Genomic DNA, 15,012 nt, shown 5'->3' on the forward strand with positions numbered 1-15,012 from the left:
TGGAGCCTCCGGGAATCCCGGTACGGTTCACAGCCAAGCGGGGACGACAACTAGTCACAGCGAAAATACTAGCAGCACAAATGCTAGCGCTGGCGAAAGCTTTCCCTGGGCTGATCCTGATTATCCAAACATTGACTATAGTCTAGCTCCCTTTGAACAAGCGTATAACGAAGGGCATCGGATAGAGGGGTGGTGGACAGTTGAAGAGGAGCTGGCTGCTATCGACGATAGTCTACGAATCATTGCAGTGAACTATTCAGCTTATAAAACAGGCAATATCAGTGGTCTCACCGCGCTCATCGCTCAGTGCCGTGAAGGAGACACATCACTCATCTTCGTTCAAAACGAATTTTTGAGAGGCGATTTTCGGCGTAATACATTGGATATCACTTATCGAATAGATACCTCTCCAGCGCAGTCGACCCGATGGGGCGAGCTTACGTCTAATAAAGGCGCTGGAATCTTTGGGAGCGAGGCAGAGTCAATGCTTCGTGACTTATACGATGCCGAGAAATTCTTTATTCGTATTACAGATAGTAATGGTCAACGGCATGATGCTGAATTTGACCTTGCAGGTGTCCAAAACGCAATTGATTCTGTTGCAGGTGCATGTGGATGGACAACACTTGATCTTACTCAAGATGATTACCGAGCCATTCAAATGATGCTCAATGCTGGTGGCTTTGAAGCAGGAACGCCAGATGGTATTTGGGGCGCTGGCTCAAGGAGTGCAATGCGGGATTTTCAGGAAAAACAAGGTCTCACCGCTTCGGGAGCGCCGAATCGCGAAACATTGCAAGCACTAGGGGTAGAGTAAGTTGGTACTGAAGTTTAAGGCAAGAATTGAGGCTTTATTACTGTCTATCTTCAAAACATTTGCTATCCCTTTCCGAAATGCTGGTCGGGTAGCATCCGAAATTGTTGGATAACCGGCTTGGTGTTGTTAATCAATTGAAAAGTAAATGGAATATGGTGTAGTAAACAGTTTGATTAACGACATAGATTTGGGTGAGCAGGTTGAAAGTCAGGTACATAAACGATGTCGTATGAAATCATGCTAAAGCGTATATATGCGCCGATAGAGGATCACGACGGCACTCGGGTGTTGGTTGATCGGTTATGTCCTAGCGGGTTGTCTCCCAGTTTACTGGCGCTGAATGAGTGGTGCCCGGAGATAGCGCCTGCGTCTCAATTATGCCGTCAGTATCGACAGCAAAAAATCAGTAAATCACTCTTTCTTGAGCGCTACAGGCGTGAGCTGAAGGCATGCCACGATAAGCTACTGCCTTTAATGAGATTCGCACGAGCGGGGCGAGTTACCCTACTAACCGCCGCTCGTGAAATTGAAGATTCCCACCTTCCAGTAATCAAAGAGCTGGTGCTATCAGCGCTCGAAGAGGAAGACGCGAGTGATCGTGAATTTTGCTCATCGCCTTGCCTGGCGCACAAATTACCCACTTCTCAACGTTAGACCGTTTGCTTCACGCGTCATCATTGGGCTTGACGATGACTGCATTAGTGCCCCTGTAGGCCAGTGCGCCTAATGTTCATGGATTAATAAGCCCAGATAACAGCAAACAAAATACCCCACCCCAGAGCACTGGCAGCCATGATTGTGTACGTGGCTGAGATCGTAGCAACATCAAATTCTTGATGGGTACAGAGTGCTTTTAAGCCGCGGTAAATCAAGCTGCAAGAGATGCCCAGCCCGCTAAGTATAACCACTACGTTGAAAAGTAAGCTGGGTACCAATAGTGCCAATGAAGCAACGAATAACGGTAGTGGTGCAAGTGTGGCAAGTAAATAGGCATCTTGATAGCTGATAGATAGCTCTTCAGTTCCATTGACTACAGCGTAGATTACCCAGCCAATAACGAAAAAACTCAATATCTCTGCAAGGAAAATAATTGTCGTGATAAAACGCCACTCTCGGTCAGCAAAGCCCGCCATAAATGCATCGCCGTAATGGGTGCCCGCATAATAGAGCATTACTGGCGGCAAGAGCGACATGGGTAACACCACCAGCCACGCTAGTAAAGGAATGGAGGGGGAAGATGCCTGTAACTCTTTCCAGCCTTCACGATGGTTGAATGGTAATTTGAGAAAAGTGAGTGCTCTCATTGCAGATCCCTCCTGGGGGAATAATCTCAATGGCTGCTTGTATCATGGTATGATATTGTATTTTTAAAGGCGCTATAAATTGGCCAATAAGTGATAGTTAAGTATGTAGCTAAGAGAAACGGAAAAATGAATAACCCCGAGACACTTGATAAAAGCGACTTTGAGCGGCTGTCGCAATTTCGCTACCGGTTGCGTTGCTTTCTTCGCCATAGTGAAGATATCTGTCGCCGCTATGGGCTGACGCCCTTGCAGTATCAACTATTGCTACATCTTCGTGGTTTCTATGGAAGAGACTGGGCGACGGTGGGGGAGCTAGCGGAGCGGCTTCAATCAAAACATCATGGGGTGGTGGCGCTAGTTGACCGCTGTGAGCAGCTATCGTTGGTTGAGCGGCGGCAAGGGCGTGAGGATCGCCGTCAAATAGAAGTGCATTTATTGGAAGAGGGCGTGAATCGGGTAACGCAAATCGCTGAAGCTCATCAACCTGAGTTGAGTCATTTGCAGGAAGAGACGCCATTTCCTGGTTGGAATAAGCCCACTTAATGCTGAGCTTAAGAAGTTGGATATAGCCAATATACATCGAAAGTCCTCATTAATAATACTTGGTTCGGTTACTGTGTTTAGCTCTTAAGTGTGGTGTGTGGCATTTAGTTGCTGTACTTCTATACTGTGAACTTCAATTTATCATTAAGGTATTGCACTATGACAAAGCATGATTTGCCTTCTGGAGCCGGAGATGTCGCAAACCAGTATCCTGAGATATGGGAAGCTTATGCCGCTTTGGGCAAAGCCTGTGCTGAAGCTGGGCCGCTTGATGAGCGTAGCCGGCGCTTGATAAAACTCTCGCTGGCCATAGGGGCACGCTCTGAAGGGGCCGTTCACTCCCATGTGCGTCGTGCCTTGGAGGAGGGCGTGAGTGCCGAGGAACTTAAACAAGTAGCCATGTTAGCGATTCCTACCACCGGATTTCCGACTGCTGTGGCGGCCTTAACCTGGATTGAGGACATCACGGATCCTGATTAAGAGCGCTCTGGGGGCGCTCTTTTTACTCTAGAGGCACTGTCCGGATCCAATCGACGCGAACAGTGCCGTGATGCTACAGATGTTCCGACCGTTCAGTGCTTGGCGTTTTGAACAGCCTGCTCTTCGATGTCTCTATCGACTGAAGAGACGTAGTACTCGTCATCGAAAGCGCCTTCTGGCTCCTTGAGCCACACTAGGCAGATAACCCAACTGATGAAGGCGCCGGTCGCGATGATGTAGAAGAACTGCGACGGTGTGACAAACGTAAAGATGGTTAGGTAAACCACCGCGCCAACATTACCGTAGGCGCCGGCCATGCCCGAGATTTGCCCAGTGATGCGGCGCTTGATGGAGGGAATGATACCGAAGGTTGCCCCCTCAGCCCCTTGTACGAAAATCGAGGTGCCGATGGTCACCGCAATGGCCAGGATCAGTGGCCAACTCGAATTGAGCATGGCCATCAGCAAGAACCCAACGCTAATGCCAAACATGTAGCACAGCATCACAAAGCGCCGGTTACCCATGCGGTCGGAAACCATGCCGCCCATGGGGCGGGCCACCAGATTGACGAACGCGAATGATGCAGCGATCAGGCCGGCCGTAGCGGCATTCAGGCCCCAGGTCTCCTCAAAGAACATGGGCAGCATCGATACCACTGCTAGTTCAGCGCCGAAGTTGGCAAAATAGGTGCTGTTCAGCGCCGCCACGCTGTTGAACGAGTACTTATCATCCTCCGGTACACCCTTACGCAGGATCGGTAGATTGACTCTCAGGATCTGGACAATTTGATAGATGACGATCGTGATAATGGCTAGATAAACGATGGTCGCACCAGTAACTGATAAATAGCCCATATACTGAATACGCCAGACCAGAATGGCGAGTACGCCGACCAGTGGGATGGTCCAGATGATCAGCTTGATCATATCGCCCCAGGAGCTCACTTCCATGGCAGCGGATTTGCGTGGCTTACGGTGAGCCTGGGCATCCGGGCCATCGGTAATCGCGAACCAGTAGTAAACACCGTAAGCGGCCATAACAATAGCGCTTTGGGCGATAGCCCAGCGCCAGCCATCGGGGCCGCCGTACATGCTCAAGGCGATGGTCGGCAGCGACATGGCCGCTACGGCGGAGCCGAAATTACCCCAGCCAGCGTAGAAGCCTTCGGCGAAGCCGATGTCCTTGGGCTTGAACCACAGCGCCGTCATGTGGATACCCACCACGAAGCTGGCACCAATCGAACTCAGTACTAAGCGCGCCACCAGCAGTTGCGTCATGCTGTTACCGAAAGCAAACGCCAGCGCCGGTAGCGCCATAGTGACCATGAGCACCGAGAACACCCGTCGCGGGCCGAATCGATCCAGCGCCATGCCGACGATGATGCGGGCGGGAATGGTCAAGGCGACGTTGCAGATGGCGAATAGTTTGAGATCATCCGTGGTCAGCCAGTCGACGCTCTTGAGCATGCTCGACGCGAGCGGCGCCATGTTGAACCACACGTAAAAGGTAATAAAGAAGGCAATCCAGGTCAGGTGCAAGGCCCGAATTTCGGGGCTGCGAAACTTGAATACAGCGGAAACTTTCATGGTCGTATCGTCCTGTGTCCCAAAGGTGGGCTGTACCAAAGGAGGTGTAGAGGCTGCTCAAGGGCTGGGTAGGATCAACAAGGGACACTCGGCGCGCCGGGCCAGGAACGAGCTGACGCTGCCGAAAGTCATGTAGTCGAGTTCATCAACAAAATAAGTCAACGATTTGGCGATGATGCCGCCGTCCGGCTGATGGCTATGGCGGGCAATGACCAGTAGGTCTGGCGAGAGTTTGCGAGTGGCCTGCAGCAACATCTTGCGCGCATCCCCTTCGGCTAGAAGCTGCTCGGCTTGGAAGCCCTCGCCAATGGCGAATGCCACACCCTCTTGAAGGTGCCGTTTAACCTCATCGTGCTCCTGCTGAAAAAGCGCCTCGTTGTTATCGGTAGCGTCGAGTGGATTCTCCACCACGCCGACCAGTACCAGCAGAGGTTGGTTGCAGCGGAACATGTTGACGACCTGAGCGAGAGCCAACTTGGCGTTTCGCGAACCGTCATAGGCGATCATGATTTTCATGGTGTCCTCCCGCATTGGGGTAGGGGGTGAAGACCCGGAGCTTGGCTCCGGGCGTAAACAAGCAAGCCCTGTTTAGGGGTTCTTAACGTAGGCACCTTTGCGTAGGTAGAACCACCAGTTGATGACCAGGCAGATGGCGTAGAAGACCGCAAAGCCGTACATGGCAAGTTCCGGTGTGCCGGCCTGGATTTGCTCGCCCATTACCCGCGGGGCGATGAAGGCGCCATAGGCAGCGACGGCTGAGGTCCAGCCAAGTACCGGGCCTTTCTGCTGCTGGTCGAAAATAACCCCGATGCTGCGGAAGGTAGAGCCGTTGCCGATACCACTGGCGGCGAATAACACAATGAATAGCAGCAGGAATAGCCAGAAGAATTGATTAGGGTCGGTGGCGTTATAGGCCTGCATCATCACGTAACCGGTGGCGATAGAGGCGACCACCATGATTGCAGAAATTATTTGGGTGACGATGGAGCCACCCACTTTGTCGGAGATCCATCCGCCCAGCGGACGGATCAGGGCGCCCACGAAGGGGCCTATCCAGGCCCAGGTTAAAGCGCTGGGCGCCTCCGGGTTGGCCACGCGAATCAGCGTACCGTCGGCAGTGGCTTCCATCATGTTGCCGAAGATGACGTTGATGGAGAGCGGCAGGGCCGCAGAGAAGCCGATAAAGGAGCCGAAGGTCAAAATGTAGAGAATGGTCATTGACCAAGTGTGCTTATTGGAAAATATCGCGAACTGCTGTTGGATATTGGGCTTGATGTCGCCAGGAATCAGGCGCAACAACACTAGGGTTAGAACGATGGTTAGTGGCAGAGCAATCCACATATTAAGCCAGCCAAGAGCCAACATACCGACGACAGCGGTCACCAAGCCAACCCCGTAGAGCCCTAATATTTTGCTGAAAGCCGCTACCGGCGAACCGGGGTTGGGCGTAATAGTGCGTAGATTGTTCATGCCGAACCAACCGGCGAACGCTAGCGGGATCAGAAACACGAGCCAGATGAAGCCCGCATTCTGTATCCAGGTATCGGTACCTGCTTCGATTCGGCCGATCAACGTACCGCTAGCGCTTTGCAACTCCATCGGCGAACCGGCTATAGCGCCGAAAATGCCGACGGTCATTACCAGCGGGATGACAATTTGCATGGTCGTGACGCCGAAATTACCAAGGCCTGCATTCATTCCCAGGGCGTAACCTTGCTGCTTGCTGGGATAAAAAGTGGAAATGTTGCTCATTGAACAAGCGAAGTTACCCCCTCCGATACCGGAAAGTAGCGCCAAAGCCTGGAATACCCAGAACGGCGTGCCTGGGTTCATCAAGGCGATACCAGTGCCGGCTGCGGGGATCATCAATAGCGCGGTGGTCAGGAAGATGGTGTTCCTCCCGCCAGCGATGCGGATCATGAACGATGCTGGGATGCGCAGGGTGGCACCTGCTAGACCGGCAAGCGCCGTCAGTGAAAATAGCTGGTTAACCGTGAACGAAAAACCCAGGTTCTGCATTTGGGTGGTAATCATTCCCCACATCATCCAGACAGCGAATCCCATCAGCAGACTGGGAATGGATATCCATAGATTGCGGTTGGCAATGTGCTTGCCTTCCTGTTCCCAGAATTGGGCGTCTTCGACATTCCATTTCTCAATGTCGGCATTTCTCTTGCTCATGGCGATTTCCCCTTGGCATCAAACCTATCTGCATCTAGCAGTTAGAAAGCAAGATACGCTGGAGGAAGAAATTGGGGAATAGGTGGAAATAGCATGAAAAACAGCGACATACCTCTTGAGAGGTAGTCGCTGAAAAGCCTGGATTCATTGATTTTAAACAGAAAAAATCGAGAGAAGGTAAAGGAGGGTCAGAGCAAAAGTATTCTGTGAGTCTTTAGAGGTAACCACACAGAATCGATTAGTGATCGATACCTTCCTGGACTGCCCAGACGGCGGCTTCGACACGTGAGCGTAAGTTAAGCTTTTTGAGCAGATGCTTGACGTGAACCTTGACCGTGCCTTCGGTAATATCCAGCTTGCGTGCGATGAGCTTGTTGGAGAGTCCGCCAGCAAGCTGTTGCAGAATTTCGCGTTCACGCTGCGTCAGGCTATGAATATCCGGGGTGGTGGGGGCATTGCGCTGATTACGCAGGGCTTCAGCGAGTAGGGCGGTCAGGCTTTCGCTGATGACCATGCGCCCCAAAGCAGCCTGACGCAGTTGGCGAACCATGTCTTCAGGCTCCATATCCTTTAACAGGTAACCGTCAGCACCGTTGCGCAGCGCGGCGACAACATCATCCTCATGGTCGGAAACAGTGAACATCACCACACGGCCGCTATAGTTGGCTTCCCGTAGGCGGCGCAAGGCTTCTAAGCCATTGACGCCCGGCATGTTTAAATCAAGTAAAACCAGGTCAGGCTCAAGCTTGAGGGCCAGTGCAATGCCTTCTTCAGGGTCGCCCGTCTCGCCAACCAGTTCAAGATCGTCCTCTAGCTCAAGCAACTGAGCGACGCCACGCCGTAGTAGCGGGTGGTCATCAATAATCATCAGGCTGGCGGGTGTATCGTTGGCGGTGGTCAGCGTCATTAAGAAGTCCCTGTACCTAAGTGAGAGTCGGAGGCAGCCGTCACAGGCTGCTGCTGAATTAAGCGAGCGGTCAACGGGGTGAAGACTATCTCAATGCTTGCCCCCCCTGTGGGACGATTGGTGATACTCAGCTCCCCGTTCAGGGTAGTGGTTCGGTCGCGTATGATCACCAAACCGTAGTGCATAGGTGGCGAGCTATCGTCTTCCAGGCCTATGCCGTCATCCTCAATACGCACTAGCAGGCGAGCATCGGCGAAGCGCACAGTGACTCCAGCCCAGTGGGCTTGGGCGTGCTTGTGGGTATTGGCCAGCGCCTCGCGAATGATCTGCAGCACGTGAATTTCTTCATTGGGGTTAAGTAGGTAAGGCGGTACATCGTACTCAAGCTCGACCGTTACCTCCATGCGCTGGCTAAACTCATCGACGGTCTGGCGTAAGGCAAATTGCAGCCCCGGCCCCTCTAGTTTGAGCCGGAAGGTAGTGAGCAGCTCACGTAGCTGACGATAGGCGCTGTTTAGGCCGGTACGCAGCTCGTCGAATACCGCAGACTGCATCTCTCGGGTGGCTTCTTTTTGCTGCATGCGTTCGAGTCGAGCGACCTGCATTTTGAGATAAGAGAGCGATTGGGCTAGTGAATCGTGAAGTTCCCGCGCAATGATGGTTCGCTCGTTGATCAGCGTAACGTGCTGCTGCTCCTCGATACGTCGCTGCAGGTACACCGCCGTGGCGAGCTGGTCGGCTAACATGGTGAGCAGCCGACGGGTGCTATCGTTGAGGCGCTCCTGGGGATACCACACTTCCAGGGTGCCTAGCAGCGTATCGCCTACGCTAATCGGTAGCAGTAAGCACTGTGACTGGTTATTGGACACCATCTCCAAGGGGCGAGGATCGATCAGGCAAGCGTGACACTCCTGGTCACGGCAATACTCTGGTCGGGTACGCGAGTGGGTTTCTAAAACCGGCATTTCCCGTTGGTCGAAAGGATCGTTGAGAGAAAGCCGTATTGGCCCGATATCCAGCAGCTTTTCCAGTTCGCGTAACATAGGGGCTGCGCTAGAGCAGAGATCATTACCGCCCCCATACAGCGAGCGGCTGGCATCGTGCATTACCCGCAGTGCCTGATTACTGCGTTCAAGCTCCTGCTTCTTGCGCGACACCTTGTCTTCCAATGCGGCGTAGCTTGTTGCAAGCTCCGCAGACATCTTGTTAAAGGTATGGCCCAACAAAGCCAACTCGTCGCTGCCGCGGAGTTCGGAGCGTGGCTTGAAGTTACGCTGTGCCGCCTCGCGGGCAAGAACCATCAGTTGACGCAAAGGAACTACCAGATTGAAGCGAACATCGTAGAGGGCGATCGAGACCACTATAGCGATCAGTACCAGAAAGAGCACTTGCATCATCCCCAGCAGCCGCACCTTGGCCTCAGTGCTCTCTTCCAAATAGGTCACCAGCACTTCAATGTCATTGACCATCGCCACGATCATCATTTCTAGCGTATCGAGGTCAAGCGCAGTGGCTGGGGACGGTGCCTCTAGTGCCGGACGAAGCGTGTGCTGCCAGTAGATCTGAAGTTTTTCCAGTTGACGGCGGCGCTCATGCCGATCATCGATGGGGATCGTTTGTTGAAGCGTTGTGCCATACAAACGTTGATCGAAGCTCGAAATCAGTCCTTCGAGCTGTTCTGCGCTAGTCTCCTCTGGAGCATACTCCAGGCGTTGCAGTGCCCCCATGATTTGATAGGCATTCATGCGTAGTGAGCCAGCGACATTAATCGCGGCAGCATCGCCACGGCTGCTGTTAGACATTGCCATGGTCAGGGTGATGCTGATGAGTGCCATCCCGCTAATGGCAAGTAAGGACGCAATGATGCGAGCAACCAGGGAGCGCTGAAGTAATTTCATGGCATTTCCGATAGCGCGGAAGAGGTAAGGGAGTGTGGCACTGTCTGCATTTCGATACGAGGGCTATTCCTTTGGGGTTAGCCGACCTACCTCCGATGTTTTTTGACCTACGCCCAGTATTTACAGACAATTCTTACATGTCTTCCGATGTCTTTATACCCTCGCTGGGAAACGCCATGCCATCATCTGTGCCGCCTCCCACGTTGGAGACATCAAAACAGCCAGTAAATGGTTATCAGTTGCTGGTAGCCATGCTGCTGATGCCGCTGGCAAGCGCTTTAGCGGTGGCTGGCTGGACACTTTATGCCCTGCTCGCAAAACAACCCCTCTATGTGCTGGTACCGTTGAGTAGCGGTGTGCTGTTGGCTTGGCCGGCTTGGTATATCGCCAGGCGGGGAGACACCTGCCGCTTGATGCAATGGCTATTACTGGGGCTAGCGTTGGCGCTGGGCGGGTTTGGGATGGCTAGCCGACCGTGGGAGTTTTTGTTAGTGGGGGCTGGGCTTGGACTGGGAGGTGCGGTGATTACGACGGGCATCGCCCACGCCAAAGGCTGGATGCCTGGTCGTTGGGTGAGTCTTTGTGTCGCCCTTTTTCTGGCTTTAGCGGCGGGGGTAGGGTTTTCCTTGCGGATGGCGCCTCTGGTAGTCCAAGCCTATGGTTGGCGCGCGGCGCCACTTAGCCTGTTGATCCCTCTGTTTATGGTAATGCTGCTGCTGTGGCTTTTCGTAGAGTCACCCGAGTAACGCCGCCTATGAGTCTCACCTGTTCATTCTTACCTACTCTCTCACCTTCTGATTCTAAACCACTAGCGATAAAGGCCCATTTTATGACCATAGCGACATTTGCCGATTTAATGCAGGAAGCGCGTAAACAACCTAAGCCCCAGCGCCTGCTGTTTGTGTTCGTTCGCGCAGAGCTGCCCGATTTCCCTGATGCTGACCAGCGTCGTCGCTTCGAACAGGGTGAAGGGGGTGTGTTGGTGCCTGTGGTATGCGTAGATAAGTCGACGGAGGAGTTGACCAGCATGGCGGCGTTGGTTGAGGAGTCACGCCGTACTGAGATCGAATGGGATCTAGTTTTCACAGCTGCCATGGACGACCCAAAAGATGACGCCGAGGTTGAACGGCAGCTCCAGCGTATGATGGAGTCGCTGCAAATGGGTAATATCACCGCCTATCTTGCCTTCGATCATCACGGCAATGCGGTTAACGTCGGCTAGGGACGGTTACCATGGAGCACTATTTCCTCATCAAGCACCTGCACATGTCGGCCGCTGCGCTGAGCATCACGCTCTTCGTAGTGCGCGCCTGGTGGTCGGTGCAGGAAAGCCCGCGGCTCAACGCCCGTTGGGTCAAGGTATTGCCTCATCTTATTGATACGGCTCTGTTGGGGCTGGGGGTGACTTTGATGGTATTGCTTTCCGTATGGCCCTGGCAGCTTCCTTGGCTTGGCGCCAAGTTACTGGCGCTGCTGGCCTATATCGGTATTGGCACCATTGCGATTAAGCGCGGTGCAACGCCAACGGTGCGAGCCTTGGCAGCGGTAGTGGCGGTGGCTATCTTCGCCTACATGGTGGGGGCTGCCATACATCACAGCCCGCTTTCCTGGCTAGCCTGAATTGCGGCTACTTTCTGCCTCACTCCTCACTTTTATTGCGCCATTGAGTGGGCGGCATGGCCGCTCCGGTCGTGGCGCCCGAGCCGGGTGAGCAATTTCAGGTCGATATCGTCATAGGTGATTATCTCGCCACCATGAACTACGGCGAACTGCTCGGCATGCTCATGGCTGGAGAACGGCGCAAGGGTGTGGCCCATGCTGCCGCGCCGATCGTGGCCGACCACATACCAAGCGTCTGCTGCAGGGATAAAGGCATCGTCTTTAGGTGCTTCCCAGGGTGTCACGCCGACATCATGTACATATGCGTGTCGCAGCTGGGTCTGATTTTCGGGCTGCTGGAGGAAAACGAACATCTCCAGCGTAGAGCAGAACTTACGCGCGTCACTGTGGCTTTGCATAAATGCCTGACCTTTGGGGCCTTCGAATTCGGTGATAAACATACCGCATACATGGCAGATGTCATCGCCGCTAATAGGCTGAGGCGGCATCCCTTCGGCGCTGTCAGTGGCATTGTTGCAACCGGTCATGAGCAAAATAGTAAGGGCCAGAATGGGCAGCAGGGCGGGCATGGTCAATCCTCGTTAATAAAATGATGTTAAGAGATGATGTTAAGCGGTATGACGGTGGAAGCGACGGACGGCCAATAGCAGGGGCACCACGACCCAAACTAGCATTGCCAAGGGCGGCCAGGCAGAGTGGAACGCACCTTGCTGCGCGATAGCCGCGATACCGCTTTCTAGCTGTGTGCTGTCGAACCCCGACAGGTTGATCAAGCGAAAACTGTCGGTGGGATTGAGCAGCATCAGGTAGGGGAGCCAGTCGCCCCCCTGCTTGACGCCAACCAGTAGGGCCAGCAGTACTAGATCGAATACCAGCACGAACAGAAACCACACTCCTAGTGCCAGCCCGGCGGCCCGTGCCTTTTCGGTGACCGTTACGCTGATCAGGTAGGCAAAGGCCAAAAACACCCAGCCCAAGAGCACACTGCTGGCGATCAATCGTGCTAGGCCGACGGTTAGTTGGATAAGCGGTACGCCTTCAGCGCCCAACGCAATAACCATACCCGCGATACCAAAACCGAGTAGCGTGGCGACAGCCAGAATCATCCCATGGCCGAAGAACTTACCAAACAGCAACGCCGAACGACTTATAGGGTAGGTGAGTAGCAGTAGTAGCGTGCCGGCCTCCTGCTCACCAACAACGGCGTCGTAGGCTAGCATCAGCGCGATTAAGGGGATCAGAAAAACGGCCAGAGTTGATAAACTGACCAGGGTGGTGGCCAGTGAAGTAAAACCAAGACCGCCGCTCGCAGCGGCACCAAAGTAGGCAATACCCATTGCCAGAACGGCAAGGATCACGGTGATCGCCAGTACCCAGCGATTACGCAGGCCATCCTGGAACTCTTTGGCGGCGACGATGAACATGGCCTTCATGCGCTGGCTCCTAGCGTCAGTGAGGCGGGGCGAGTAGAAAAATGCGTGTAGAGATGCTCAAGGGTGGGTGGTGATAACTCGATGTCGTCGATATTCGGCATGGTGGTTAATTGACGTAGTACCTGCATTTTATTTTCCGCGGGCACGTTGACCTCCACACAGCGCTCATTGATTGGGATAGGCTCAAGGGACATGGCTTTCCAGAGCTGAGACTGCATGGCCAGCAATGTGCCGTGGATACGAAACGTGAGCGGTAGCTGTGCTTCTTCACGCAGCTGTTTAAGGCTGCCCAGGGCCAGGCGTCGCCCTTTGCCCAGGATCAAGGCGCGGTCGATATAGGGTTCGATGCCCGGCAGTACATGGGAAGAGAGCAGCACGGTACAACCGTTGTCGCGTAGGGCTTTTACCGCTTGATAAAAATCGCGGGTGGCCGCGGGGTCAAGGCCGGTGGTGGGTTCATCCAGCAACAATAGCCGGGGAGACCCTAGTAAAGCCTGGGCCAGGCCAAGGCGCTGACGCATGCCCTTGGAGTAAGTTTTAACGCGACGGTCGGCGGCTTCGACCAGGCCCACACGCTCAAGCAGAACCGTTACCTGATGGCGGTCAGCGCGCTTTAAACGAGCGAAATAGGTGAGCACTTCACGCCCGGTGAGCTGTTCGTAGAAGGTGACGTTTTCAGGTAGATAGCCCAACTGACGCCGTAGGCGTTCGGCATGTGGCCCGTCAGGAGCGCCACCGAGGACGTCAACGTGGCCCGAGCTGGGCGCAATTAAGCCCAGTATGAGTTTCATGATGGTCGTCTTGCCCGCGCCATTATGTCCCAGCAGGGCGAGCATCTCGCCTTCTTTGATGGTGAGATCCATTTTAGCTAGTCGCACCAGCGCCCCGTGACGCTTGGTAACTCGCTGTAGTTCTATTACTGGGTTCATGGAGCATTTCCTTCTCGGCCGGGCTCGCTCATCAAGGGCGCGCTGTCTCTGACCCCCGGGGGACGAAACACCGGGAACTGACGTTGCACCCAGCGCAGTGCCAACACCGCAGGGCTTTGCATCAACAGGCGCGCGGAGGGGTGGCGCCAGAGAAGATGATCCATGGCGTCATTGGGCTCATGAGCGGTGTCGCCGACACCGTTATCGTCAAGATCCCAACCCAGGTAGTCGCTCCAGTAATTGCCCGACCAATCCTGCTCACGGGTGGCGACATACATGACTTGCTGCTTATTAGCGATGAAGGCGTTGCCCGCCATTTGGTTATCCTCTGAACCGGCGGTGAGATGGATGCCAATGTCGCTGGCTGCGAAACGATTATTCTCGATACGATTGAACTGCGAGTTGTAAACGAACAGTGCCTTGCCGTCGCCGCCCGCTAGACGCCCCTCGCCATCTGCCCCCAGGGGCTGGGTGACGCCTTCGACACGGTTGCCGCTCAATAGGGAGTCGGTGATGTTGTTCATCAAAATGCCGTAGTTGTCGTCTGCTTCCGAACGGTTATCAACGACTTCCAGGCGTTTGGATTGCATCAGGGCGTAGCCGGTTCGGGTTCGTTGGGTCAGGTTGCCTTCAATACGATTGTCGAAGGAGTACATGTAGTGCACGCCATAGCGCAGGTCATGCAGGGTGTTGTCGCGCAGCACGTTGTGGCGGCTGCTGTCGAGATAGATGCCGTCGCGAGTCTGCGCAACATCGTTGGATTCAATAATTGAGTCACTAACGTTATAGAGGTGAATGCCGTTGCCGCGATCCTGAGAGCGCAGTCGGGTATCGCCACGAATGGTATTGCCTATCACACTGACGTTATTGACAGCATCGAGCCAGATGCCGAAGCCAGGCCCGCTTAGCTGGTTATTGCGGATGCTGCTGCCGTGAGCGGCGGGCTCGACAAAAATAGCGGCCTCCAGTGCTGTCAGGTTATCTCCCCAGTCTTCAATGCGGACACCTTCAAATATAATGTTGGGAGCTGCCAGCACCACCGCATGGCCGTGGCCTCCTGCATCGAGGATGGCTTGCAACTCGCCCCTAATATGCAGCGTGCGGTCAATAACCACACGCCCGGGGTAGCGTCCTGCAGGCAGCAGCAATTGATCGCCGTCGGTCGCCTGTTCGATCAACGGCTGTAACGGCTCACCAGGCGTGGCGAGCCAGTCGGCGGCATAAACCCCGCTAGGCAGCCAAAAAAGCCATAGCAGCGCCAGTAGGCAACCTAAATAGCCAGGGTGTCGTTTCATGGTGTTCTCCCGCAGCGGG

At 54.2% G+C, this 15,012-nt stretch carries 17 protein-coding genes; 7 read left to right on the top strand and 10 right to left on the bottom strand.

All coding sequences use genetic code 11. The annotated features are described in order from the left end of the window. Positions 1-817: peptidoglycan-binding domain-containing protein (locus tag K7H09_RS15595; protein ID WP_230805131.1), on the top strand; the 817-nt coding region annotated here is incomplete at its 5' end. Between the two features lie 222 nt (positions 818-1,039). Continuing rightward, a complete protein-coding gene (locus tag K7H09_RS15600) occupies positions 1,040-1,471 on the top strand; it encodes a DUF488 domain-containing protein (RefSeq protein ID WP_230805133.1) in 432 nt (143 codons plus the stop codon). Positions 1,472-1,554: 83 nt separating this feature from the next. Here the strand turns inward: K7H09_RS15600 and K7H09_RS15605 are convergent, their stop codons facing one another. Beyond that, positions 1,555-2,121 carry a YIP1 family protein gene (locus K7H09_RS15605; protein WP_230805135.1) on the bottom strand — a complete coding sequence of 189 codons (567 nt, stop codon included), beginning with the start codon at positions 2,119-2,121 and terminating at the stop codon, positions 1,555-1,557. A gap of 126 nt (positions 2,122-2,247) precedes the next feature. Between K7H09_RS15605 and K7H09_RS15610 the strand changes: the two genes are divergently transcribed. Together K7H09_RS15610 and K7H09_RS15615 are read left to right on the top strand one after the other, a co-directional pair. Next, positions 2,248-2,664 carry a MarR family winged helix-turn-helix transcriptional regulator gene (locus K7H09_RS15610; protein WP_230805137.1) on the top strand — a complete coding sequence of 139 codons (417 nt, stop codon included), beginning with the start codon at positions 2,248-2,250 and terminating at the stop codon, positions 2,662-2,664. Positions 2,665-2,823: 159 nt separating this feature from the next. Continuing rightward, the gene (locus K7H09_RS15615; RefSeq protein WP_039858439.1) at positions 2,824-3,144 is read left to right on the top strand and encodes a carboxymuconolactone decarboxylase family protein; all 321 of its coding nucleotides are present in this window, start codon (positions 2,824-2,826) and stop codon (positions 3,142-3,144) included. 92 nt (positions 3,145-3,236) lie between these two features. Here the strand turns inward: K7H09_RS15615 and K7H09_RS15620 are convergent, their stop codons facing one another. The 5 genes from K7H09_RS15620 to K7H09_RS15640 form a co-directional block, all read right to left on the bottom strand. Beyond that, on the bottom strand, positions 3,237-4,730 hold the full coding sequence (locus K7H09_RS15620; RefSeq protein WP_230805139.1) for an MFS transporter: 1,494 nt from the start codon (positions 4,728-4,730) through the stop codon (positions 3,237-3,239). Positions 4,731-4,787: 57 nt separating this feature from the next. Beyond that, positions 4,788-5,246, bottom strand: a complete 459-nt coding sequence (locus K7H09_RS15625; RefSeq protein WP_022523564.1) for a universal stress protein — start codon at positions 5,244-5,246, stop codon at positions 4,788-4,790. Positions 5,247-5,318: 72 nt separating this feature from the next. Then, on the bottom strand, positions 5,319-6,911 hold the full coding sequence (locus tag K7H09_RS15630; RefSeq protein ID WP_230805141.1) for an antiporter: 1,593 nt from the start codon (positions 6,909-6,911) through the stop codon (positions 5,319-5,321). Positions 6,912-7,149: 238 nt separating this feature from the next. Continuing rightward, entirely contained in the window at positions 7,150-7,818 is a 669-nt protein-coding gene (gene narL / locus K7H09_RS15635) for a two-component system response regulator NarL (RefSeq protein WP_027959366.1), read from the bottom strand. Then, entirely contained in the window at positions 7,818-9,716 is a 1,899-nt protein-coding gene (locus K7H09_RS15640; protein ID WP_041158445.1) for a type IV pili methyl-accepting chemotaxis transducer N-terminal domain-containing protein, read from the bottom strand. The genes narL and K7H09_RS15640 overlap by 1 nt, the downstream gene beginning before the upstream one ends. Positions 9,717-9,892: 176 nt before the next feature. On the opposite strand from K7H09_RS15640, the gene K7H09_RS15645 reads away from it, so the two are divergent. The 3 genes from K7H09_RS15645 (at position 9,893) to K7H09_RS15655 (ending at position 11,336) form a co-directional block, all read left to right on the top strand. Then, positions 9,893-10,462 (top strand): hypothetical protein, encoded by a 570-nt coding sequence (locus K7H09_RS15645; protein WP_223827952.1) that lies wholly within the window; start codon positions 9,893-9,895, stop codon positions 10,460-10,462. Positions 10,463-10,545: 83 nt separating this feature from the next. Continuing rightward, positions 10,546-10,938, top strand: a complete 393-nt coding sequence (locus K7H09_RS15650; protein ID WP_027959369.1) for a hypothetical protein — start codon at positions 10,546-10,548, stop codon at positions 10,936-10,938. 11 nt (positions 10,939-10,949) lie between these two features. Beyond that, positions 10,950-11,336, top strand: a complete 387-nt coding sequence (locus K7H09_RS15655; RefSeq protein ID WP_230805143.1) for a SirB2 family protein — start codon at positions 10,950-10,952, stop codon at positions 11,334-11,336. Between the two features lie 32 nt (positions 11,337-11,368). Here the strand turns inward: K7H09_RS15655 and K7H09_RS15660 are convergent, their stop codons facing one another. Genes K7H09_RS15660 through K7H09_RS15675 form a run of 4 tightly spaced genes read right to left on the bottom strand, consistent with a single transcriptional unit; the run spans position 11,369 to position 14,993 of the window. Further along, positions 11,369-11,905 (bottom strand): nitrous oxide reductase accessory protein NosL, encoded by a 537-nt coding sequence (locus K7H09_RS15660; protein ID WP_230805145.1) that lies wholly within the window; start codon positions 11,903-11,905, stop codon positions 11,369-11,371. A 39-nt stretch (positions 11,906-11,944) separates the two neighbouring features. Next, entirely contained in the window at positions 11,945-12,769 is an 825-nt protein-coding gene (locus K7H09_RS15665; protein ID WP_230805147.1) for an ABC transporter permease, read from the bottom strand. Next, positions 12,766-13,698, bottom strand: a complete 933-nt coding sequence (locus tag K7H09_RS15670) for an ABC transporter ATP-binding protein (RefSeq protein WP_230805149.1) — start codon at positions 13,696-13,698, stop codon at positions 12,766-12,768. The genes K7H09_RS15665 and K7H09_RS15670 overlap by 4 nt, the downstream gene beginning before the upstream one ends. Then, positions 13,695-14,993: a nitrous oxide reductase family maturation protein NosD gene (locus K7H09_RS15675; protein WP_141441138.1), complete on the bottom strand. Its 1,299-nt coding sequence runs from the start codon at positions 14,991-14,993 to the stop codon at positions 13,695-13,697. Before K7H09_RS15675 ends, K7H09_RS15670 begins: the two co-directional genes overlap by 4 nt. Positions 14,994-15,012: the final 19 nt, after the last annotated feature.

Source organism: Halomonas sp. IOP_14, from assembly GCF_021021315.1.
Lineage (GTDB): Bacteria > Pseudomonadota > Gammaproteobacteria > Pseudomonadales > Halomonadaceae > Vreelandella > Vreelandella titanicae.